Source organism: Marinomonas phaeophyticola, assembly GCF_026966905.1.
Classification (GTDB): Bacteria; Pseudomonadota; Gammaproteobacteria; order Pseudomonadales; family Marinomonadaceae; genus Marinomonas; species Marinomonas phaeophyticola.
Genome location: NZ_JAPUBN010000019.1, coordinates 159,145 through 182,085, shown reverse-complemented (window position 1 = coordinate 182,085; position 22,941 = coordinate 159,145). Strand labels below are relative to the sequence as shown.

Genomic DNA, 22,941 nt, shown 5'->3' with positions numbered 1-22,941 from the left:
ATTTACGCCCTTTTTTTGTTTTACCCCTCACCGTTTAATCAAATAATTGACAACTACGAGACTACGATGGCTACTCAAGATCAAATTACACCAATCAAAAGAGCATTAATTAGCGTATCTGACAAAACAGGTATTGTTGACTTTGCAAAAGAGCTGACCGCACTTAATGTAGAAATTCTTTCTACTGGTGGCACTTATCGTTTATTGCAAGAATCTGGCGTCGCAGCAACAGAAGTTTCTGACTACACAGGATTTCCTGAAATGATGGATGGGCGAGTAAAAACATTACACCCGAAAATCCATGGCGGTATTCTTGGACGTCGCGACATCGATCAAAACATCATGAAAGAACATCAGATCGATGAAATCGACATGGTTGTTGTCAATCTCTACCCATTTGAAGCGACGATTGAGCGCCCTGATTGTGACCTACCAATGGCGATTGAAAACATCGATATCGGTGGCCCTACCATGGTACGTTCTGCCGCTAAGAATCACAAAGATGTGGCGATTGTCGTTAATCCGAACAATTACCAAGACATCATTAACGCACTTCAGAAAGATAATGGGCTCACCTATGAAACACGCTTTGATTTAGCGGTTCAAGCATTTGAGCACACTTCCTATTATGATGGCGCAATTGCAAACTTCTTAGGTAAAAAAGTCGCTGGCGGTTCAGAAAGCTTCGCCCGCACCTTTAATCTTCAATTCAATAAATCGGAAGAAATGCGTTACGGAGAAAACCCTCATCAGAAAGCGGCTTTCTATGTTGAGACTAATCCAAAAGAAGCGTCTATCAGTACTGCAACCCAACTTCAGGGTAAAGCACTGTCTTATAACAACATAGCCGATACTGATGCGGCTTTAGAATGTGTCAAAAGTTTTGATAAGCCAGCCTGTGTTATCGTGAAACACGCTAACCCATGTGGCGTAGCAACAGCGGCTACACAACTTGAAGCGTATAACCTAGCCTTCCAAACAGACCCAACTTCCGCATTCGGTGGCATCATTGCCTTCAATCAGGAGTTAGATGCAGAAACCGCAGCGGCTATTGTAGAACGTCAATTCGTTGAAGTAATTATTGCGCCAAGCGTTTCACAGGCCGCAATAGATGTTGTAGCTAAAAAACAGAATGTCCGCCTTTTAAGCTGCGGTCAATGGTCACAAACAAGACCTGCCGCTTTAGATTATAAACGAGTGAATGGCGGTTTATTAGTACAAGACCGTGATGATCATGTCATGACTCTTGAGGACCTAACCGTAGTTTCAAAACGCCAGCCAACAGCGGATGAACTAAAAGATTTACTTTTTGCCTGGAAAGTCGCTAAATTTGTAAAATCAAACGCCATAGTATACGCAAAAGCAGAGCAAACAATTGGGGTTGGAGCTGGTCAAATGAGCCGCGTATACAGTGCTAAAATTGCAGGAATAAAAGCCGCTGATGAAAACTTAGAAGTGATTGGCTCCGTAATGGCTTCAGATGCTTTTTTCCCATTTAGGGATGGTATTGATGCGGCTGCCAAAGCCGGTATTAGTGCAGTTATACAACCTGGTGGCTCAATGAGAGACGAAGAAGTGATTGCCGCTGCTGACGAAGCAGGTATGGCAATGGTATTCACTGGTATTCGCCACTTCCGCCACTAATTAGCACCAATAGGAGATCAGAATGAAAATTTTAATTATTGGCAATGGCGGTCGTGAACACGCATTAGCATGGAAAGTTGCGGAAAACACAGCAGTTACTCATGTTTTTGTTGCACCTGGTAACGCAGGTACGGCATTAGAAAATAAAGTAGAAAACATTAATATTGACGTTACAGACATTGATGGTTTAGTCAATTTTGCTAAAAAATCCTCCATTGACCTGACTATTGTTGGGCCAGAAGCACCATTAGTTATTGGTGTTGTAGATGCGTTTGAAGCGGCTGATCTAGCCATTTTTGGGCCATCAAAAAATGCCGCACAACTAGAGGGTTCCAAAGCCTTTACTAAAGACTTCTTAGCACGCCATAAGATCCCTACAGCCGCTTATGGAAACTTTACTGAGATAGCTCCAGCAGTGGCTTACATAAAAGAGCAAGGCGCACCTATTGTTGTCAAAGCAGATGGCCTTGCAGCGGGTAAAGGAGTGATTCTTGCTCAAACTGAAGCCGAAGCAATTGCAGCCGTTGAAGATATGCTTGCAGGCAATGCTTTCGGTGAGGCCGGTAGCCGCGTTGTGATCGAGGAATTCTTAGTTGGTGAAGAAGCTAGTTTCATCTGTATGGTTGACGGTGAAACGGTTCTTCCATTAGCAACAAGCCAAGACCATAAAGCACGAGATAATGGCGATTTAGGACCAAATACTGGAGGCATGGGGGCTTATTCACCTGCACCAGTAGTAACTCCCGAAATTCATGACAGAATCATGCGCGAAGTAATTATGCCAACAGTGACTGGTATGAATGCTGAAGGTAACCGCTATCGTGGCTTTTTATATGCAGGTGTGATGGTAGCAAGTGATGGCACACCAAAAGTTCTGGAATATAACTGCCGCTTTGGTGATCCTGAAACACAACCTATATTAATGCGCTTACGCTCTGATCTCGTTTCTCTTTGCCAAGCCGCCATTATTGGAACATTAGATCAGCAAACTTGCGACTGGGACCCAAGAGCAAGTTTAGGGGTTGTCCTTGCGGCCGGAGGCTACCCAAATAGCTATCCAAAAGGCGATGTTATCTCTGGCTTTGACTCAACGCTTGAGTCTCATCAAAAAGTCTTCCATGCAGGAACCGCATTAAAGAATGGTAATGTCGTTACTAATGGAGGTCGTGTACTTTGTGCTGTATCTCTTGGCAATACAGTTTCTGAAGCTCAATCAGGTGCCTATGAAGTTGTTAAGAAAATACATTGGGACAAAGTTTACTATCGCACTGATATAGGCCATAGAGCCGTGACACGCGAAAAATAGACATACTTTACAAACAAAAAAGCCACTTCACTGAAGTGGCTTTTTTTATACTAATATTAACTCATTAGTTTACGACTATATCTACGCGACGATTTTGAGCTCTGCCTTTTGGCGTTTTGTTGTCCGCTATCGGGGCACTTTCACCATTAGATAGCACATCCGTTCTGGACGGTGATATTCCATTATCAACGACGTAGCTGTCTACACCTGAAGCTCTTTTCAAACCTAAAGCTAAATTATATTCAATACTCCCAGTAGAGTCAGTATTGCCTTCTAATTTCAAACTGGACTCACTAGATTTTAATGTTTTAATCACTTCATCCAAAACATGCTTTGACTCTTTACTTAAGCTCGCTTGGTCAAAACCAAAAAACACTCTTCCTACAATAGCATCAGCTGATGTTTTCTCAGTTGTAATATTACCATGCTTAATCAAGTATTCCGCGCACTCACTTGTAAGACCAGTGTACTCAAGTGTTTTAATAAATACGTTATCAATAGGTTGCTCTATAGAATCACCTACAACATACGACAAAGGATGCTGCCTATTATAAATGGGTATCGCATTGCCGACTGAGACAGTGAAGCTTGAGCTGCCATGATCTTTTGAGCAATATATTTGTAACGCTTCTGTATATCCCCCTGCAAAAGCAGATGAACTTAGAAGAGAAAGTAGAGTCAAAGACATGAATTTATTTTTCATTATTAATTAAACCTTATAATCTTTACTGTAGTTATGACCTACTTCTTCCATAATTAACTCTAAAATGGTATTGAAGATATCATCGTAATCAACCGCTGAATAGACATTATCTGAGCCTGCACATGTCTGTATACCAGGATTGCTACTTATGTTGTACCCAAACCCTATTACCACTATAGCAGATTCCACGTTCTTCCCAGAAATTACCTTACTATTCAAATCCTTCCGAATATTATCGCACAAGCCACCGTTGTATAAATTATTGGCAACATTTTGATAGTTATCCGCACCGTCAGAAAGAATAAAAATTAGTTTCTTTCTATTCACTCCTTCTGAAATGATTCTAGCTGCAGAGATCAACCCCTCATAAGACGACGTACCATAGTTAGGTTGAAAGTTTTTAATATCTGACTTAAATGAAGTAATATCAGACGTTAAAGGTACATTTTTAAATCTTGCCCCTGGGGCACGATAGTTATACATTATTTTTGGTGTTACCGCTGTCGAGACATAATTTATTGTACTTGTTAAGTCTATCAGGTTGTTAAGTCGGGTTGCGCCTAATATATAATTTAGAAGCGAATTCCCTGTATAAGTTAGATTACTATAGTAATTTACGCCATCACTGGTATAACTATTATAACCAATAAACGCAACCTGACTTCTTGATTCACTACCAGACACAGCATCTAATTTGTTAAACTGGTCAAGCTCATCCGAGATATTATTAATAACATTTAAAACTCCTTTGTATTTCCTCTGTCCATTCCAATAAGAGTACATTGACCCAGAAAAGTCACCAACGAATGCAACGTCAACAGTGTCTCCTCGAAACTTTCGTGCAACAGAATTGGCCGACATAGCCTGATTTTCATCAAACCCTTGATGATAATCACTGCCGGGGAAAAAGCTTTGGTATTTGGTATTAATTGCTACCTTATATTCTACAAATTGATTCCCATCTTTGTCGTAAACACCTGGCTTACCACAATTATTGCCATAAATTTGCTTGCAAGTCTTCTCAACAATACTAATGTCGCTAAGAGTAAGCGTCGCATCATCGCTATAAGCATTAACAAAGTCCAAGGCAAATTTTTTATTACTTGCTGCATTACCGTTATTGGCAGCTATCGCTAATGAGGCTGCTTCAGCGGCATCACCTAAACGAGCATGCTCCTGCATGTAGCGACTGCCCTCGACACCGAGTATAAATATCCCAAACATAAAAGGAAACATTATCACAAAAATTATAGCTGCAAGCCCCTTTTGAGAGCTTTTTTGTTTGATATACATAGTATTCCTCACTGTTAACTTATCGTTCTACAGTAATAGATGTTGATCGAACTAATTCATGAGTCTCGCCTATTAGATCCCCATACAAATTATCCGATTGATAGCACAAAGTAACTTGATACAAAGTAACCTTTCTTCCTAACAAACTAACTGGAGCCAAACCTATTCTTTGATCTATCGATTCAGCAGGATCACAATTATAACCACCCAACTTGAAGCTTTCTATATTTGCTCTAACAGGTTCAGGGGATAAATTCGCTTTGAATTTTTGTTGTTCAATAACCAAACCCAACCTGCCCTCTTCAAAATTTCCCATTGTTTCTTTAAGAGATCGAGTAGCCACTTTCAATAAATCATTTGCTTCAGCAAGACTCATTTGATCACTTTTATTGTACAGCTGAGTCCTTTCTCTAACAATGTTTACTAAGGAATAAGACAAGCGATCTAGCTTTCCCTTAATCGATTGTTTAATAACCACATCTTCAGTAAACACCAGTAGAGCCGCAAAAAAGACTCCTACGAGTGCAAATTCAATAGCAAACAACCCTCTCTGAGAAGACTTGCTGCTTTCATTATTGAGTAAACTCATTACGCTCATACTCCTGTAGGTTAATCACTTGCCTAGACAGCTTTACAGTGCCGTCATCATAAAATAAGCTAAAAACAGGAGTATAATCATAGTCAATTTTGTATACTGCGAGAGTTGAAAGTGTGGCATTATCATGCCCAAAATTCTTATCATCTGCGATTGATCCAATATCATCATAATACTTAACGCTTATCGTAAACTTATTCGTGTCTATAAAGTTAGACCATAAATCGTTATTTGTTTTTATTCGCTTAACAAACTCTGCCTTATAATCTTCAGCAGATGTTGTTCTTACCTCTCTAGACGCTTCCGAAACAGAATAGTCCAGTACGGATGAGAAAAAACCCATTACAGCCATTTCTCCCCAGAGAAGAAATAGAGATACAAAAGCAAAAAAACCTAAAGCAAACTCAATTGCTACAACACCTTTTTTATCTTTACGACTTACAAGTAATTTCTTCATACAGAATTCCATTTAACTAATAATGTATTCTTATTCACTGTCAATATCGGAGGTTGTGATGTACTGCTTTTCATTTGAAAGGTAACTCGTGCAAAATCAGGGTATAGACTAAGCTTGGATTGCTCAACCAACTTACTATCAAACACAAAAATACTCTTTTCCGGAGCATTGAAGCGCCCCTTTAGATCTACAATCCATTGGTTGCCAGCCAATAAATCAAAACTATTATAGTCCATAATTGGTTGATCGAATGAAATGGTGAAATTATGGGAATTATCTTTGAGCTGATAATTGATACCTAAGATTTTAATACTGCCATTTACAGATGAAATACGATCAACGTTGTGAACCAGAAACGACTCTAATGGATCGGACTGTTTCATATATACACTCCAGCCCGGCTCTTCCGTATTTTTATTTATTATTCGAGTATTCATTTTACTTGGAAGTATGAGTGTTTCCTCTAATGATGGAAAGGAAACACTTGGAGCATTGTCGTATACAAAGCTATCACTATCGCTTTCTACACCCTTTGTACTCGTATTCCCTATAATTAATTTTTCTTTCAAAAAATTAGCGTCTATGTTAAGTCGCTTTGATTCATTTATTTCTGCACGCTTGTTACTTTCAATTTCCAAATCATGCATCAATTTAAAACGCTCAATAACCTCCTCATCTGAAAAGTTTTTCCCAAGCATAGCGCGAAACTCTTTAAATTTACTTAATTTAGCATAGATAAGAATTAGATTGGCTTTTACCATGTTATCCGATTGACCAGAGTGCAAAATAGGCAACAAAATATTTAACGCAGATTCAAAGTCCCCCTCTAATATATCAAGCATAGCTAAGTTATTTCTTACCGCAATATCATTAAAGGAGTTTTCTCGGGCGATTGTAAAAGATTTTCTGGCATCATAAATCTCGCCCTTCTCTGTAAATAATATACCCTGAAAATTATAGGCGGCGGCGTATTGCTCATCAAAAGAGAACGCTTTATCCAGTGCTTGTTGCGATAGTTCAAATTCTAACTCTTTATATTGAGCTTTTGCTTGCAGTAAATATCGCTCTTTGGTTTGGATGCTATTTTCTGGAAGTAATCTTAATTGAAATAAAGAGGCCTCTGAGTCGCCCGCTTCGTAATAAACCGACGCTAGTTTAAATCGTAAAGCATCACGATCCTCTGGAATTAATGTTGTTAATGACAATTGAGATGTATAGAGGTCAATTAACCCACTGTAATTTTTAGCCTGAATCATTAAAGATTCGCTTTTCTCTTTTTGAAGCATTTCCTGGTCTGAGTTAATAATTTGAGGGGCACAACCTGAAATAATCAAAAATATAATAAAGGTCAATATAGTTTTATTATACATTCCCCATCATCCTCATAACACCAGGAGCGGTAATAAGTATCACTATAGGGAACATAATAAACAATATAAGAGGAATGGACATTTTTGCAGATAACTTCCCGACTTTCTCTTCTAACTCTAATATTTGAACCTCTCGAATATCTTTTGCTAACGTATCCAAAGCATGTTGAATAGACGTGCCGTACTTTATACTTTGAGTCAAACTGAAAACAAAATTACGCATTTCATTTGTAGGCACTCTCACCATTAAATCGCTTAATGCTTTATTTATACCGCTAATTTGAGATCTATCACTCACTTTTTTCAACATAAAGGCCATATCTTTATCAAAATCAATCATCTCTTTTGTTAAATAGAATATTGACGCTTCAATAGTTAGCCCTGTTTGCACACACACACTTAACAGGTCAATTAAATACGGTAGTTGTCGACTTATTTTTGCGGATAAAGCTTTTTTTCTGAACTCTAGATAAGCATCTGGTACGATTATAAAAAATATGAGAATAAACATAGAATACATAATTTTATTTAAAAAGAGCAATTCACTGCCAAAATACCAAAGCAACAGAAGCAACAACAATGCAGATATATATTTAAACGGAAAGTAATAAGGTGCAAATTTCGCTTCGTAAAAGCCGGCAGCAATGAACTTATCTCTTACATCCTCATTACTCATACTAATAAGTGAAAGTAAGAAAAGTCGAATTTTAGTTAAAATATTTTGACTCTTATTATCTCCATCTAAAGCACGAGATAGTGACTTTGTTCGCTGACGCGTTATCGTCAAACTCTGCAAAATAAACATGAAACCTAAGGAGAGAAGAGCAATTAATAAAATAGGATAAAAGTCGCTCATGCTTTTACCCCTTTCATAATCAGGTAAATAATCAGCATACCTATCGCTTCACTTATCAACATGTAATATAGAATTTGTTTACCCGTCTCGTCTTCCATCACAAAAAAATAATTCTCAGGCATTAAAAAGCGCATCACCCCAAATAAAAAAATAAAAGGTATTGCAAAAACAATCTTCGCGGAAGCTCTAGCTTCTGACGTTAAAGCGTATTTCTTCTTATCTATAGCTCTTGCTTCGAACATAATTCGATTCAAATTAGTAATAATTCCTCTTAGTTGACCACCTCGAGCAATATTCGCCCTCATCGTGATGACAAAAAAACGAAATGCAGGATAAGGGAAGCGCGTACATGCCTTCCTAAACACCTCATCTGGAGAATCTCCTATTTTCAAATGCTCTCCCATTCTTTTAAATTCTTTCCCCACTGAACTTTCTATATTTTCTCCCACATAGATAATAGAATGCATTAGACTTTCACCAGCAGAGATGGCACTTGCCAACATATTCAGAGCCTCTGGAAAAGATTCATCAAATCGTTTTTTTGCTTGCCAATTTAAATACTGAGCACCAAAAATAAAGCCGAAAAATAAGGATACAGGCAAGGCTAGCTTTAAACTAAAACCAAAAAAGGTTGAGTTCAAATAATATCCAGCCAGCATACAGCACATAAAATACACTATTAATTTGAATGTAGGAAAAGCGCCCAATTCCTTTGATAAATTCGAGTAAGCCCTTGACGCTCTTCGATACCAGGGAATATAGCTTAATCGCTCTAGATCAATCGCGCTATTTTCCTCAAGGGAAGTTTCATAAAAAAAATCTTTTTGTTCATCTAAAAAGTTTAATCTAGCACGCATCTCTTTTACTCCGAGATACATAAAATATAGACCAAAACTACATACTATTATAAAAATATAAATCATCTTATTTCCTTAAACTAAATAGTTTGTTTAACTCTTCAGCCAACCCATAAGACCGCGCTTTTTCCATTAGTATGGAGCGTTGCATGAGACCAGACGTAACAAATTTCCCTTGAATTTTACCTGAATCTCTTGACTGTTCACCACTTTCAAATTTAAAGATATCTTCCATCACAACATTACTGCCTTCAAGCCCTATAACCTCACTAATATGGGTTACTTTACGACTACCATCATGTAAACGACTTATTTGTACAATAATATCTACGGCACTTACTACCGTTCTACGTATTGCTTCTAGTGGTAGCGAGGCTGTGGCCATCATCACCATACTCTCTACACGTGACATCGCATCTCTTGGGGTATTTGCGTGTAAAGTGGTCATAGAGCCATCATGTCCAGTGTTCATAGCTTGTAACATTTCAAATGCTTCAGGGCCTCGACACTCACCAATTATAATGCGATCAGGCCTCATACGAAGAGAGTTAATGACCAACTCTCTCTGCCCTATAGCACCTGTTCCTTCAATACCAGCAGTCCGAGTCTCCAAACGTACCACATGAGGTTGCAACAACCTAAGTTCGGCGGCATCCTCAATAGTCACTATCCTCTGATTTTCTGCAATATATTGAGACAAGGCATTCATCATGGTTGTTTTACCTGACCCAGTCCCTCCAGATATAACAATATTAACTCGACATCTCGCTGCAATCATTAACACCCGTGCCATTTCAGGAGACATAGCGCCGAATTCGACCAGTTTTTCTAAGTCGATACTGTGTTTTTTAAATTTACGAATTGAAATTGAAGCGCCGTCTATGGCAATTGGAGGTAAAACGATATTGACCCGACTACCATCAGCAAGACGAGCATCACACAAGGGTACAGACTCATCAACTCGCCTCCCTACTCTAGATGCTATTCTTTTACATACTTCTATAAGTTGTTGATTATCAACAAACTCAACATCACTTTTTTCAACTAAACCATTCCGTTCGATATAAACATTATCTGGACCATTAACCATAATATCAGCAATAGTGTCATCCTCCATTAGCACTTGTAATGGACCCAGACCAATAAGTTCGTTACGAAGAGATTTTACATAATCTTGCCTAACTGTAGTGGGAATCAACAACTTATCTTTTTGAATAAGTAAGTCAACAGCACTAAGTAACTGACGTGACAAATCTTCTTTTGTCAGTTTAGAGATTGCTTCCGCATCTAAAGCCTCAAAAATTTCATTACGTAACTTTCTATAAACAGCCTTAGTACCAAGCATTTATAATCCTATTATAATCACTTAAATTTTATTTATTACTTTTTGAAAATAGTCGAGGCAAAAATGATTTCTTCCGCTGAAATGACTTATTCTCACCTACTATTTGAGATGACAGTTTGATAATGTTTTGACTAAACCTTGTTCCACCATCGATTATCCTTTTTCCTTTAGAAATATCTTGTGCAATATTCTCTTCATATGGCAACTCATAATCAACTTTATGGGACAAATATTTCGATATTTCATCAATAGACACTGTCTCCATTTTTTTATGCCTATGATGGTTCACTACAACGATAATTCGTAAAGACTTATTACTCTCGCTGTTATTTTGTATATTTCTAATGCGCTTAATTAGTTTAACCGACTCCCTTAACGAAGAAACACTTGCTTCTAAAACCAAAATAACAATATTAAAATTATCTAAAAGCCACTCTGGTGAGCGATCAAAAGACACAGAAGCAGACAGATCCTCAACAATAAGATTAGCTTCAGAGCTTGTTAAAGAAATCACCATATCAGTAACCTCTCGTACTTCATCTGAATGTAACTCATCTTTGGCAAGCGCTAAATATCTTAATTTTGGGTTTAAAGGTACCATTAAGGACCTAACAGAGGTTTCATCAAGATCCGTTGTTAACCTTCCTTTTGCGACTGATTTCTTATCTAGCTTTACACTGCCTATTTGAATGTCAAGATCACCGCAATCATAGTTATGATTTACTAATAAACTATCCGCACTCTTTTTGGTGGATAACGCTGACGCTAGCTCTGCAGAAATCAAGCTAGTACCTATACCACCTTTTGTGCCAAACACAGCAATTCGTTTTGCGCGGCGATAAATATTACCTAAATTAGCTTCTTGATGTTTTTTATTTATAACGGCAATAAACTCTGACAGCTCTTGCTTATTTATAGGCCAAAACACATAGTAGAAGCCAAGGCCTTTTAACATCCTTACAGTAGAAATAGAATCAGCTAATCCAATAATAATAACTGACACAGAAGATGGAATAAGATGACTTAAGCGCTCAGCATCTTCTGCTAAGGTACTGCTATCCGTTAACTCAAATATTGCGATTTCACATTCATCATCAGTTACTTTACCTGCGACTTCATCAAAATCAAATTTAACCGCTTTTGGTACCATTTTATCATCAAAACGATATGTCTCTTCGACAAGAGAACGACATTCTATTGTCTGATAAAAAAAGGCCGTACTTACCCCATTAACAGACGAATCTTCCTTATCATGAGTTTCACGGGTATTTTTAAGAATATCAACTAAATCAAACATAAGTCACTCCTGTAGAGGTATAGATCGACTATTCTGAGGTAGCATCTTTTCTGGACTAACAATACTAGCCCAACGCAAAGAGTCTACAGTACAACCAAAATCATCCTCACCATAAGCAGACGTTTTTCTGTCCCTACAAACAGGCACTTGAGCCTCATACTTGTTCATTATTAATGAAAAGTCCACCGTCTCAGATATGCTAGATTTGATAACTGTGATTTTTTTAGGAGAAACCCCTAAAGACAACAAAAGTTCACGAGCATTATCCAGAAGAAGCTCGCCTTCCTTAGAGTATGATTTTAACTCAATATCCCTTTTTACTAATTCTGTAATGTTTTTATAGATATACTCTTTAGAATCACGTTGTAACGTTTCAAAATTAGAAGCATCTTTTAAAGTTAAATCATACTGATATTTTACTGGAATCAGATTAATCACACTCCCTTGAGAGTTTATATGCGCATTAGAACAACCAACTACCATTGAAATCAATAAAATATATAATAGATTCTTCATTCTTTAAAACCACCTGTTGATAATACTTCATCTCGCCATTTAATTGCAGCAGGAGACAATTTAGTGTTTTTTTCAGGCTTCAAGCCAACGAAGAAACGGGATAAACTAGATGTTCTTTCGATGCTAGGGTACTGAATACTTGAAGACTCTATAGGCTCAACTAAATTAACGGTCGCAACAATTATCAACTCAGTTTTTACCCTTTTAGTTGTTGCATATCGAAATAAAGATCCTAATATTGGAATATCACCTAAACCTGGTATTTTAGAAAGGGACTCTTGATCATCACTGCTTAGCAAACCACCAAGAACAAAACTTTGACCATCACCTAACTCAACTGTCGTACGCGCTTTCCTCACTTTAAACCCAGGGATACCCAACAACTCATTTGCATACTGCTCATCTATGGAACTTACTTGGGGCTGAATTGAAAGCTTTATCTTATCATCCGTTAGCACTTTTGCAGCGAGATCCAAACCAACCCCAATTTCTTTATATTCAATTTTATAGCCATCATCAACACGGAATACGATTGGAATTTCACCACCAACTAAAAAGCTTGCACTCTCGCCTGAAATAACGGACAAGTTAGGCTCTGCTAATACTTGCCCAACTGTATCATCACTTACCGCTGATATAAAAGCGGCAATATTATCTGCATCAAAACCAATCACAAAATCAGAAAATTGGCCGTTACCGGCAAAACCATCACCTAGAACACTCCCCCAGTTAATACCAATTTCATCAACAAAAGAACTAGACACTTCTGCTACCGTTAGTTTTACATTCACTTGTTTGGTATTTGCCACCTGTATTTGATTTACTAACCCTGTATAGGTACGCCGTGTTAAAAAATCAATTTCTAGCTCTTGATCATCAGACAAATGCCAATTCACCTTGTAATCTGAGAACTCTTTCCCTAGTAGCTCTCCGACCAATCTATACGCATCTTCTTTTTCTTTTTCTGAAGGAACGACCCCAGAAATAACAAACTGTTCGCCAAAGTTTGTTAATGTTAAATCAGAATTTGGAAATCGAAACTTAAGTTGATCGTCTATAAATGTATAGCTTTTATTTACAATCAGCTTTCTCTCTTGGAGAGTTTTTCCTTTTTCTCCAAATACAACTAAGTGAGCCTGTCCAATCACTTTACCATAAACTACCAACTTTCTTTTGTTGATTACTTGATAGTCAGCTACTTCTGAATCGGAAATAAATACTGTAGAAATATCTTCATTAAAAGAAAGTGTTTTTGCCTCACCCTCTCCAATATTTACACTACTTGAGGCAGCAAACATATATGAACACAACAAAAAAAGCCCAAAAAGACTTTCGCTACAGCTTTAAACACTCTAAATTGCATATTAAATCCCTTATTGAGGCGTTTTATTACCACGATATTCAAGCACTGATTGATAGTCAGATAATACATCTTGAGTCTTAGCTCTAGTCGTGTTTGAAAGCTCAACACTAGGAGACGAACGAAACACTTCAACCAAACCTATCTTTGTTGCGATTATCATTTTAGCAATCTCTTCTCGACTTAACTCTATGGTTAATGATAGCTCTTGCCTTGTTTCTGGTAAGGTATCAATATTCAACACTTTAGCCTGGGTAATTAGTGGAGAAACAGCCAAGGTGCGAAATGAATCAATTCGCCCATCTCTCCCCGAGTTACCAATATTTTCTTCATCAGATGTAAGTACAACTATGTCGATTAAATCGCCTACATTAATGCCTGAACCATAAAAATTATCTTTAGCAATCTCAAGTGCATACGGAGACATCCCTTCAGCCAGCTGAGAATCAATATAATTAATATCTCCTGGAGAAAGTAAAAAATGATAAGCAAGATATTCATCTTTATGCATGTCTTTTGCTAATAACATTCCAGGACCAAATTCTATTGTCAAATCCTCAGCGATGCCATTTTCAAGAGCATCACTTTCACTAACGTAGCTGTATCTAAAATACTCTGGCTTCACTGGAGTGCCTTTTATCAGATCTTGATTTGATAAAATCACCCTTATTTTCTTTTCTTCCTCTAGCGCTACAGTATTACTTACAGCAACTGGCGCTTTTTGCATTTGCAAATACAACCCAAATGCGCCTAAAAAAACGCAGATAAAACCAATTAGAAAAATACCACGCTGACCCATTTACAACCCCTAAACTCATCACTACAAACCACTTAACCACATACCGAACAAGCATGCCAACGTTATTGGCACACCATATGGCAAACCGCGTTTTTTCACATCAGTTATTTTATTCATTAGCCACCCGTACATAAGATAGCTCAAGGCAAGAATTCCTCCTAAAATAAACATGAGGTAGAGAGTAAGCCACCAATACTCAGGAGAAATGCCAAGCGAATAAGCCGCTAGCAATTTCACATCACCTGCACCCACAATGGAGAATGAGAACAATACGATACCTACTAAAAGAATGCAGATCATCCTTAATATAGGAACAGAAAAATCCCCATACAAACTTCCAAAAAGCAATGAAAACAATAAAATACAGGCGCAATATAGATTAGAAATTTTTCTATGTCTGACATCGGTATACATACCGATAACAGACACAGAAAAAATCACATACAACAAAGTAAAGTGTTTAACCTGCAGATGAGATGCTGCTTGTAATTTTAGTGAAAGCACCTTCTAAAGCACCCTGAAAATCACCACCAGAACCACTAAATACAGCAGCAACAACAGCCGCTACAGCAACACCTACAATTGCATACTCAATCGCTGTCACACCAGCTGTATCTGCCGCAAACTTTTGCATCAATTTAGTTAGAATCATATATCAAGTCCTTATTTAGTTAATAAAATCCATTCAACTTTCTGCACTTCATATTGATGAATGAAAATTGAATATAATGAATCCTACTCTGCAATTGTATGCTTTTCAATCTTAATCATATTTCAAAAAGTAAAAACTTGTGAAAAAACAGACAAAAAACTTACTTTGTCAGCTTTTGTTTCTAGCTTTGTTTTTAATGTTTGTATCAACATAGTTGCGGTATAAACTTCCTAATTCTATCAACATAAAACCAAGAATAACGCCAGCAATGGACTCGATATCAAGTAAAAAACCAACCGAGGCAACTAAACCATAGAAATACAGCAATTTTGACCTAGTTAGCGGTTTGTGTCGGCGAAGAAAAAAGGTCATTATAAGAAGAGCGATACTCAACTCGACATAGTGTTCAACAAAAAATGTATATAACATTCATCTTCCTAGTTAATGGTTTTGTAACTTTTGGTAAACAGGCTACTTACAAATGAAACCTATCATTGTAATTATTATATTGTTGTTTTCAATAAATTTGCATTCACATCAAGAGCCTGCGATCCTAGATGATCAATTAACTTCAACTAACCTTGGTATATTTTCCAGTGTTTTTATCGACACTAACAACTCGTACACTTTAGAAGGGCTTCTCAATAAAGAGTATTTCACCCCTTTTAAAACCGACTTTTTACAACTCAATAAGGTCATAGGCACTGTTTGGATAAAAACAGAAATTTCCATTCAAAAATCCACAAACAACACATCCTATATCTACATCAAAGCACCACTCATTGATGATATTGAAGTCTACTTCCCCCAATTTAACCAACATACACCCAAGTATTCCGCTAACAAAAATAATGGGGCTTCTTTGTATAGCCCCCAACATACAGACCATATAACCCCTATACCTGACTCCTCTCACAATAGTATCACTGTATATATAAAAATACGCTCCTCATCCCCTATCAACATCCAGCTAATGGCACTTGATAACACTCAATTATTAAAGCTCACTTTTAATAATCTCCTTTTTTCCGGCTTTTTCATCAGCGTAATGTTGATTTTTATAATAGGCAGTATCTTTTTCTTTCTTCACACCAAACACTCTATGTATCTAGCCTATAGTAGCGTACTACTTAGCATGCTTTCTCTACACTTATGCTTCCATGGGTTTATGCACTATATACTGACGAATGGAATGGAGTTTGAGATAATAACATTTAATTTTTCTATTTTATCCTATTTGACTGCTTCTATCCTCTTTTCAAGGTATTACTTGGACACTCAGATTAATTTCCCAAAGATTGACCGAATACTACTTTCTTTGGGAGGAGTGAATATCTTTTTAGTTAGTTTATTTTTAATCAATACAGAGCTTTTTAATAAACAATTCTTATTATTAAATCTTTTAATAACCAGCTCAGTTTTAGTTGCCATTGCCTTTTTCATATACAGTAAAAAGGCGACTTACTCCGGCTATTACATACTCGCTAAAAGCATTGTTTTTCTTGGCATTTATGCATGGGTAATGAGCGTTTATGGTATCTATCCTAGCGCTGCCTTCTACAAATGGGGCTTAACTACCGTATTACTGATAGAAGCCAGTATTTATTTCAGCGGGATAATCACACATCTCTCCCCCTTCAGAGCCACATCATTGAATCAAAAAGCGGTCTCAGTTCAAGATTCCGCCCCCACCAATATTATTTCTGATACTGGAAAAAGACTAAAACGACAAATCAACATACTTGATAATTATATCGCTTATTGGAGAGCAACGCCTTTAAAAGATAATGAGAAACTACTCTCATCTGACGCCGCCATTGCATCGAATAACCTAAAGCTTTTATCAAATAATTTAACCCTATTAAACTCTTTTAATAACAAAAGCTCTGCTCCTATATTACTAGATAAAGTAATTCAAGATACAATTGATGATTTCAACAACATTGATCAAGACAATGCCGACATTACTTTTGAGAATATCAATACCACCAATATTGAGCTATTAAGTGACTCCCATTTATACAAACAACTACTAATAAACTTAGCTCAAGAATACAAACACCTTAATGAAAACTCCCTTACAATTAGGGTACAGCATAAAATTCACTCAAAGCTCGGAATTAACACCATCGAAATTGTCTGCTCCCCTATTTATAATCGAATAAACAATAGTTTCAACTCTAGCAGCTTAGGCTTACACGCAATAAAACACATCGCGCAACGGCTTGAAGGCAACCTAGATCTAAGCAACACAAACAACTTGACTATAAAACTTCCTGCTAATACCAGAACCCGAGATCCTTTACACGGCTCCCCTCAAGCTGAACCTGCGCAGATATTCGTGATTGGTGAAGAGTCTATCTTAGTTGAAAGAGTTCTACGATCATTACAATCATGGCCAAATGACGTAATACAAATAATCAATATTAACGACCTAATAACCAACACAATTATTGATACAAATAACAATACTGTTAACCTTGTCTTGATGTTTGAACATGAGGGTTACATACCCAACCTTGCACTAAAACAGGTTAGAGGCAAACTTCATGCTGGAGATCAATGTATTTTAGTGACTGATAACGCTAAAATGTCTAGAAATTACGCATTAACACTTGGCTTTGACGATTTATTCTCTGACTTAAGCATAGAACTAAACCTAAAAGAAAACCTAGATCGCTTCACATCAAAAGGCTTAAGAATTAAGAAAGCGTCATTACAAACTCAAACAGAACCTAAAAATTAAAATACAAAGGACCTTTTATGGATTGCCTTTTCTGCAAAATCATTAGCAAAGAAATCCCTGCCACTATTTTATTTGAAGATCATGATGTCATTGCATTTGAAGATATAATGCCGCAAGCTCCGACTCATTTTCTAGTCATCCCTAAAAAGCACATAGCAACACTTAATGATATAGAAGATAACGACTCAAACATAATTGGTAAATTACCACTTGTTGCGAGTAAAATTGCCGCGTCTAAAGGCGTCGATCAATCCGGATACAGAGTAACCATGAATTGCAACCAAGACGGAGGTCAAACCGTTTATCATATACATATGCATGTTCTTGCTGGTAGAAAAATGGCTTGGCCACCAGGCTAAAAGGAGTATTTTGCTCATGATTTCATTTATCGACAATTCAATAATGCAAATTGATCGCGCCCTGAGGACCGTTTCACCGAAAGCATCTACGGCTTCACGTCCATCTCCAGCCGATAAACACAAAGAAGCAGCACTAACACCAGAAGACCATAAGCATGTGACAGGGTTAATGAGAATCAATCATACAGGTGAAGTTTGCGCTCAAGCACTTTATGCCGGTCAAGCGTTAACAGCGAAACTTGATCGTATTCGGCTGGAAATGGAACAAGCCGCAGAAGAAGAAGTTGATCATTTAGTGTGGTGTGAACAGCGATTACTAGAACTCAATTGCCAACCCAGCCTGCTCAACCCTCTATTTTATAGTGCATCTTTTCTTATCGGTGCCGGCGCTGGGCTCATCAGCGATAGACTCAGTTTAGGATTTGTGGCCGCCACAGAAGACCAAGTTTGCATACATTTAGACAAACATTTAGACGCTCTACCTGAAGCAGACCTTCGCAGTCAAGCCATCCTCAAACAAATGAGAATAGATGAAGCTCAACATAAGGAAATGGCATTAAAATCAGGCGGGTATACATTTCCACCAGCAGTCATGAACCTTATGACACAAATATCTAAAATCATGACCATGACGACATATAGGGTATAATTATGAATCGAGATATTAGCTCAATTAGAAGAGACTATCAGTTTGAAGATTTATTAGAGGAAAGCACCCCAAGAGATCCAATGGAGGTATTTGATGCTTGGTTGAATAAAGCCATAGAGGATTGCCCTGAAGATCCTACTGCGATGATATTGAGCACGGTAGATCAAGAACATCAACCGCACGCACGAGTGGTGCTATTGAAACAGAGAAACGAGCAAGGTTTTTCATTCTTTACAAACTACTCTAGCGACAAGGGCGAACAACTCACCCATAACAACAGTGCCTGTTTAACTTTTTTCTGGCCCTCTCTAAGCAGGCAAATACGCATTGAAGGAAAAGTCACAAAAGTAACCCGCGACATATCAAAAAACTACTTTGCTAGCCGCCCTAAAGGCAGTCAATTAGCTGCAGCCGCCTCACATCAAAGCCAACCTCTAAATAGTAGAGAAGAGCTTCATGAGGCCTTCGAAGCACTGGAAAAGCAGTATTTTGATTCTGACATTCCTTGTCCTGAAAATTGGGGCGGATACATTCTTGAAGCGAAATACATAGAGTTTTGGCAAGGTCGACCAAGCCGCCTTCATGATAGATTGTCCTACAAACATGAGAACAACATCTGGAAACGAACACGCTTAGCCCCGTAAAACAAAACCACTTTTGCAAAGGTAGATACACTACCTTTGCAAATAATTCTCTTTTGAAAGCATCCGCTTCATGCAAAAGGCCCCATTAAATCTCACCATGTTAAAAAAACGTAATCCCACTTTAGACCTCTACCGAGGGCTCGCGGTTCTCCTTATGATGATTTTCCATTTTTGCTGGGATCTTAGGGAGTTCAACCATATTAGCTATCATTTAACCGATCCGTTTTGGGTTTATTTCAGATCAATTATTCTATTTCTTTTTTTAACTGCGATAGGTTGGTCAGCCTATATAAGCAAAAGCCAGAACTGCAATCAAAGTCAAAGCAATATCCTTAAACGCTTTCTGATGCGCCAAGGAAAGCTTTTATTAGCCGCTGTCAGTATATCGCTAATAACGTACATTACATTCCCTTCCCAATGGATTTACTTTGGTATATTACATTTCATTTTCATCCTCAGTTTTATTCACTACCCTTTTGCCTCACTCCCAATAATAAGTGCCAGCATCGGCTTATTTCTCTTTCTAATTTACCAACTAACCGATTGGCTACTGTTTCCAAACATACACTACCTAATTACCAATGATTTCGGAGCGCCTAAGTACACACTTGATATTATCTATCCATTTCCATGGGTAACCTGTATTTTTATTGGCCCTCTTATTGGAAAAGCACTAAGCAACGTTCACCTACAAACCTCTTTATTGACCAACCTCCTATCGTGGCTTGGACAGCACGCTCTCAACATTTACCTGATACACCAGCTCATACTTTATACTGCGGTAAAACTCACAACAGATCTTCTAAGCCATCTAAATTGAACACTTATTACACACAAAATTAAAAAGCCTTCCGTAAAAAAAATCTTTAAAAATATAGTTTAATTCTATTGCCAATTCCTTAGTTTCGACAAGATGAGCCTGCTGACGTAAGTGATCACTTATTAAGTTAAACATCTTACTAATATCTCTTTTTCAAGTCTTGATTTTACAGCTAATGACCTCTATCTTCTACCGCCATAATCTGTAGAAATTACTATATGTAGTACCTAGTTTAAGAAATAGACACTATATGGGGTATTTTTCAACTCTCTTCTTCAGTACAGCACAGTTGGATAAAACGGCATGACCACTCTCACAGTCTCGAAAAGAAATGGCAAGACAGAAACGATCAACTTAGAAAAAATCCATAAAGTTATTACCTGGGCAGCAGAAGGGTTAGATAACGTTTCAGTCTCTCAAGTTGAATTAAAAGCACAAATACAATTCTTTGACGGCATAAAAACCACAAACATCCATGAAACATTAATCAAATCTGCCGCAGACTTAATTTCAGAAGACACGCCTGATTATCAGTATCTATCTGCCCGCCTCGCCATTTTCCATCTACGGAAAAAAGCGTTTGGTCAGTTTGAACCTCCACACCTACTGGCTCACGTACAAAATTTAGTTGAACAAAACCGATACGATAAACACTTACTAGAAGACTATTCTGCAGAAGACTTTGAAATAATGAATGGCTTTATAGACCATTCACGAGACATGAATTTTTCCTATGCCGCCGTAAAACAACTTGAAGGAAAATATCTAGTTCAAAACCGAGTTACCGGTGAGATATATGAAAGCCCTCAGTTTATTTATATCCTTGTTGCCGCCTGTCTATTTGCGGGTTATGACAAAACAACTCGACTAGATTATATCCATCGTTTTTATGATGCTGTGTCTCAATTTAAATTATCCCTCCCTACCCCTATTATGTCTGGAATTAGAACGCCAACCAGACAATTTAGTAGCTGCGTGCTTATTGAGTGCGGGGATTCCTTAGATTCTATTAACGCAACCTCAAGCGCCATTGTGAAGTACGTAAGTCAAAGGGCAGGCATTGGTGTCAATGCTGGTGCTATTCGCGCATTAGGCAGCCCTATTCGAGGCGGCGAAGCTTTCCATACTGGCTGTATCCCATTTTACAAGCATTTTCAAACAGCTGTTAAAAGCTGTTCTCAAGGGGGGTTCGAGGGGGAGCCGCTACTGTTTATTACCCTATCTGGCATTTAGAAGTTGAAAGTTTGCTCGTACTAAAGAATAACCGTGGAGTTGAAGAGAATCGTGTGCGCCACCTTGATTACGGTGTACAGTTCAACCGACTTATGTACCAACGCCTGATTTCTGGTGGGGACATTTCATTATTTAGCCCATCTGATGTACCAGGGCTATACGACGCATTTTTTGCAGACCAAGAGAAGTTTGAAAAGCTCTATGTTCAGTATGAAAATGACGACAACATTCGCAAGACTCGCATAAAAGCATCGGATCTATTTACTCTATTCGCTTCAGAAAGAGCAAGTACAGGCCGAATTTATTTACAAAATGTTGATCATTGCAACACTCATAGTCCATTTGACCCAATGGTTGCCCCGATAAAACAAAGTAACCTCTGCTTAGAAATTGCATTACCTACAAAGCCGCTCAATAAAATCGATGATCCAGAAGGTGAAATTGCACTTTGCACCTTATCAGCATTCAATTTAGGTGCACTTGAAAGCCTCGACGAGCTAGAAGAGCTGTCTGAACTCATCGTCAGAGCGCTAGATAGCTTACTTGATTATCAAAACTATCCTATTTTAGCGGCACAAAATGCAACAGAATTACGCCGTACCCTAGGCGTAGGTGTTATTAACTATGCTTATTATCTGGCTAAAAATGGCGTTCGATATTCAGATGGCAGCGCTAACGAATTAACCCATAATACATTTGAAGCGATTCAATATTACTTATTGAAAGCATCAAATAAACTGTCTAAAGAATTCGGCCCATGCTTAGCCTTTAATGAAACCACCTACTCAAAAGGTATCCTACCTATTGATACCTATAAAAAGGAACTAGATGCGGTTTGCAACACCAATCTTGTTTACGATTGGGAAACGCTAAGATCTGATATTGTTACTCATGGTTTAAGAAACTCAACATTAACCGCATTAATGCCTTCAGAAACCTCATCACAAATCAGTAATGCAACCAATGGTATTGAACCACCTAGAGGCTTTGTATCTGTCAAAGCAAGTAAAGACGGTATACTAAAACAAGTAGTGCCTGAATTTGAGAAACTCAAAAATAATTATGAATTATTATGGAGCATCCCATCAAACGAAGGCTACTTACAACTCGTTGGTATCATGCAGAAATTTGTCGATCAGGCCATTTCAGCAAACACAAATTATGATCCTCAGCGCTTCGAATCGAATAAGGTCCCGATGAAAGTTCTATTAAAAGATCTTTTAATGGCTTATAAATTAGGTGTGAAAACCTTGTACTATCATAATACACGCGATGGTGCAGAAGATAAGCAAGAAGATATGGACGACTGCGCTGGCGGTGCATGTAAGATATAATTAGCCTTTAGCAATACTGTGCGGAAATAGACCTCATCTAGTTCCGCATTTTACGTTGTAATCGACCTAATACCTTATATTTAATACAAGCTTAAAGGATACAAAT

The 22,941-nt window shown here is 37.7% G+C and carries 22 protein-coding genes and 1 pseudogene; 8 read left to right on the top strand and 15 right to left on the bottom strand.

Annotation, left to right across the window (positions count from 1 at the left end):
• The first annotated feature begins 66 nt into the window (after positions 1 to 66).
• Entirely contained in the window at positions 67 to 1,644 is a 1,578-nt protein-coding gene (purH, locus tag O1D97_RS14960; protein WP_269126863.1) for a bifunctional phosphoribosylaminoimidazolecarboxamide formyltransferase/IMP cyclohydrolase, read from the top strand.
• A gap of 22 nt (positions 1,645 to 1,666) precedes the next feature.
• Entirely contained in the window at positions 1,667 to 2,950 is a 1,284-nt protein-coding gene (gene purD / locus O1D97_RS14955) for a phosphoribosylamine--glycine ligase (RefSeq protein ID WP_269126861.1), read from the top strand.
• A 64-nt stretch (positions 2,951 to 3,014) separates the two neighbouring features.
• Here the strand turns inward: purD and O1D97_RS14950 are convergent, their stop codons facing one another.
• The 15 genes from O1D97_RS14950 to O1D97_RS14880 form a co-directional block, all read right to left on the bottom strand.
• Entirely contained in the window at positions 3,015 to 3,653 is a 639-nt protein-coding gene (locus O1D97_RS14950) for an OmpA family protein (protein WP_269126859.1), read from the bottom strand.
• Positions 3,654 to 3,659: 6 nt separating this feature from the next.
• Entirely contained in the window at positions 3,660 to 4,946 is a 1,287-nt protein-coding gene (locus O1D97_RS14945) for a TadE/TadG family type IV pilus assembly protein (RefSeq protein WP_269126857.1), read from the bottom strand.
• A gap of 19 nt (positions 4,947 to 4,965) precedes the next feature.
• Positions 4,966 to 5,535: a tight adherence pilus pseudopilin TadF gene (gene tadF, locus O1D97_RS14940; protein WP_269126855.1), complete on the bottom strand. Its 570-nt coding sequence runs from the start codon at positions 5,533 to 5,535 to the stop codon at positions 4,966 to 4,968.
• Positions 5,519 to 5,998 (bottom strand): TadE/TadG family type IV pilus assembly protein, encoded by a 480-nt coding sequence (locus O1D97_RS14935; RefSeq protein ID WP_269126853.1) that lies wholly within the window; start codon positions 5,996 to 5,998, stop codon positions 5,519 to 5,521. The genes tadF and O1D97_RS14935 overlap by 17 nt, the downstream gene beginning before the upstream one ends.
• A complete protein-coding gene (locus tag O1D97_RS14930; protein WP_269126851.1) occupies positions 5,995 to 7,368 on the bottom strand; it encodes an AMIN domain-containing protein in 1,374 nt (457 codons plus the stop codon). Before O1D97_RS14930 ends, O1D97_RS14935 begins: the two co-directional genes overlap by 4 nt.
• Complete coding sequence (locus O1D97_RS14925; RefSeq protein ID WP_269126849.1) at positions 7,361 to 8,224, bottom strand: type II secretion system F family protein; 864 nt, start codon at positions 8,222 to 8,224, stop codon at positions 7,361 to 7,363. Before O1D97_RS14925 ends, O1D97_RS14930 begins: the two co-directional genes overlap by 8 nt.
• Positions 8,221 to 9,081: a type II secretion system F family protein gene (locus O1D97_RS14920; RefSeq protein ID WP_269126847.1), complete on the bottom strand. Its 861-nt coding sequence runs from the start codon at positions 9,079 to 9,081 to the stop codon at positions 8,221 to 8,223. Before O1D97_RS14920 ends, O1D97_RS14925 begins: the two co-directional genes overlap by 4 nt.
• Positions 9,082 to 9,148: 67 nt before the next feature.
• Positions 9,149 to 10,426: a TadA family conjugal transfer-associated ATPase gene (locus O1D97_RS14915; RefSeq protein WP_269126846.1), complete on the bottom strand. Its 1,278-nt coding sequence runs from the start codon at positions 10,424 to 10,426 to the stop codon at positions 9,149 to 9,151.
• A gap of 28 nt (positions 10,427 to 10,454) precedes the next feature.
• Entirely contained in the window at positions 10,455 to 11,723 is a 1,269-nt protein-coding gene (locus O1D97_RS14910; protein WP_269126844.1) for a CpaE/TadZ family protein, read from the bottom strand.
• 3 nt (positions 11,724 to 11,726) lie between these two features.
• Entirely contained in the window at positions 11,727 to 12,239 is a 513-nt protein-coding gene (locus tag O1D97_RS14905) for a hypothetical protein (RefSeq protein WP_269126843.1), read from the bottom strand.
• Entirely contained in the window at positions 12,236 to 13,537 is a 1,302-nt protein-coding gene (locus O1D97_RS14900; protein WP_269126841.1) for a type II and III secretion system protein family protein, read from the bottom strand. Before O1D97_RS14900 ends, O1D97_RS14905 begins: the two co-directional genes overlap by 4 nt.
• Before the next feature lie 75 nt (positions 13,538 to 13,612).
• Positions 13,613 to 14,398 (bottom strand): CpaB family protein, encoded by a 786-nt coding sequence (locus tag O1D97_RS14895; RefSeq protein ID WP_269126839.1) that lies wholly within the window; start codon positions 14,396 to 14,398, stop codon positions 13,613 to 13,615.
• Positions 14,399 to 14,419: 21 nt separating this feature from the next.
• Positions 14,420 to 14,902: an A24 family peptidase gene (locus O1D97_RS14890; RefSeq protein WP_269126838.1), complete on the bottom strand. Its 483-nt coding sequence runs from the start codon at positions 14,900 to 14,902 to the stop codon at positions 14,420 to 14,422.
• Positions 14,859 to 15,050 (bottom strand): Flp family type IVb pilin, encoded by a 192-nt coding sequence (locus O1D97_RS14885; protein WP_269126836.1) that lies wholly within the window; start codon positions 15,048 to 15,050, stop codon positions 14,859 to 14,861. Before O1D97_RS14885 ends, O1D97_RS14890 begins: the two co-directional genes overlap by 44 nt.
• A gap of 168 nt (positions 15,051 to 15,218) precedes the next feature.
• Positions 15,219 to 15,479 (bottom strand): hypothetical protein, encoded by a 261-nt coding sequence (locus tag O1D97_RS14880; RefSeq protein ID WP_269126834.1) that lies wholly within the window; start codon positions 15,477 to 15,479, stop codon positions 15,219 to 15,221.
• Positions 15,480 to 15,531: 52 nt separating this feature from the next.
• Between O1D97_RS14880 and O1D97_RS14875 the strand changes: the two genes are divergently transcribed.
• The 6 genes and pseudogenes from O1D97_RS14875 to nrdA all read left to right on the top strand — a co-directional run bounded on the left by O1D97_RS14875 (position 15,532) and on the right by nrdA (position 22,835).
• A complete protein-coding gene (locus O1D97_RS14875) occupies positions 15,532 to 17,796 on the top strand; it encodes a 7TMR-DISM family protein (protein WP_269126832.1) in 2,265 nt (754 codons plus the stop codon).
• A gap of 17 nt (positions 17,797 to 17,813) precedes the next feature.
• Positions 17,814 to 18,155 (top strand): histidine triad nucleotide-binding protein, encoded by a 342-nt coding sequence (locus O1D97_RS14870; protein ID WP_269126830.1) that lies wholly within the window; start codon positions 17,814 to 17,816, stop codon positions 18,153 to 18,155.
• A 16-nt stretch (positions 18,156 to 18,171) separates the two neighbouring features.
• Entirely contained in the window at positions 18,172 to 18,804 is a 633-nt protein-coding gene (gene coq7, locus O1D97_RS14865; RefSeq protein WP_269126828.1) for a 2-polyprenyl-3-methyl-6-methoxy-1,4-benzoquinone monooxygenase, read from the top strand.
• A 2-nt stretch (positions 18,805 to 18,806) separates the two neighbouring features.
• Positions 18,807 to 19,448, top strand: a complete 642-nt coding sequence (gene pdxH / locus O1D97_RS14860; RefSeq protein ID WP_269126826.1) for a pyridoxamine 5'-phosphate oxidase — start codon at positions 18,807 to 18,809, stop codon at positions 19,446 to 19,448.
• A gap of 70 nt (positions 19,449 to 19,518) precedes the next feature.
• Positions 19,519 to 20,268, top strand: coding sequence for a heparan-alpha-glucosaminide N-acetyltransferase (locus O1D97_RS14855; RefSeq protein ID WP_330221497.1), 750 nt, complete (start codon positions 19,519 to 19,521; stop codon positions 20,266 to 20,268).
• Between the two features lie 303 nt (positions 20,269 to 20,571).
• A pseudogene (gene nrdA, locus O1D97_RS14850) lies at positions 20,572 to 22,835 on the top strand (class 1a ribonucleoside-diphosphate reductase subunit alpha).
• Positions 22,836 to 22,941: the final 106 nt, after the last annotated feature.